Genomic DNA, 1,217 nt, shown 5'->3' on the forward strand with positions numbered 1-1,217 from the left:
GAGGACGTCCTCGATGGCCCGACCGACGCCCTGAAACTCGGGCTCGCCGGCGCGTTCCTTCGCGAGCAGTTCGCCCAGCGCCTCGACGCCGTGGGTCATGTGCCGCCCTTCGTCGGTGCTGATGAACTTGAATCCGTGGTTCAACAGCGGTAACGGGGCGTTTTGCGAGAGTTTGTTGATCGCGTAGAAGCCGCCGCGGGCGAGCAGCCCCTCCACGATCATGTGGTAGACGGTCAGCGCCTTCGCGATATCGACGGGGTCCTGCGAGTGGGCCGCTCTGGCGGTCAGTTGCCCCTGCCGATCGAAGATCTCACCGAGCCCGGTCGCCTGCACGATCGGGATCCGAGCGCCGCCGCGTTTCGGGTTCAGGTCGGCGAAGACGTCCTGTTCGCCCATCACCTCGTGCATGTAGACGTCGAGGAACTGCGTGTGCTTGTGTTCGGTCAGCGTGAACATCGTCATGTACATCTCCATCTCCTCGTTGTCGTCGAAACACGGCGCACCCATGATGCGCTGGAGGTGATGACTCGCGTCCTCGCCGACCGCGAACTCGCCGTCGAGAAAGCCCGATACTAGATACCGGATCTGCTTCTGCTCGACGGGCTCGAGCGAGTTCCAGATCTCGCGGTCCTCCTCGAAGCCGACCTCGTCGAACAGCTTCTCGACGTTCCACGTCCCGAGTTCGACCCCTTTCTGGAAGAGGTCGTACCACTTGCTCGCGGTGTCGATCCGTTCCGCCCGGAACCCGTCTGTTGTGGTAACTTGTGACACAAGCGTAGGTCGCCGGTGCCGACAATGAGCGTACTCGTTCGAATAACCGGTAGTTGAAGTCACGCCGAGAATACTGCGCTCTCACCGAACCCTTCAGAACAGGTACCGCGCGTCGGTCTCGCCGGCGACGTCACCCATCGCCGCCGCGGCGTCGCCGTAGTGGATGACCCGCGTCACGCTGCCGTCGAGTGCCATCTCGTTGGACATCACCGACTCGATGACGTCCGCACCCTCGAGGAGGTCCTTCCAGGTCTCATAGGGAGCCTCGAGTTCGAATCCCACGTCCCGCGCCGACGGTTCTTCCACGAGTTGCGCCCGCCGGCAGACGCCGTCTTCCAGTTCGAGGTGCGCGTGGACCCGCGAATCGTCGACGACGTACGTCTCCAGTTGCGCGAGCAGCGAGTCGAGGTCGCCTCGGATCAGGTCCTCGAGCGCCGGCCAGGCGA

The 1,217-nt window shown here is 63.5% G+C and carries 1 protein-coding gene and 1 pseudogene; both read right to left on the reverse strand.

Going from position 1 to position 1,217, the window contains the following annotated elements; genetic code table 11:
- A partial coding sequence (locus PGX04_RS18640) for a ribonucleotide-diphosphate reductase subunit beta (RefSeq protein ID WP_273739882.1) occupies positions 1 to 771 on the reverse strand: 771 nt, incomplete at its 3' end.
- Between the two features lie 93 nt (positions 772 to 864).
- Positions 865 to 1,217, reverse strand: a pseudogene (locus PGX04_RS18645) (sterol carrier protein); the annotation flags it as partial.

The sequence above is a fragment of the Natrinema soli genome (genome assembly GCF_028618695.1).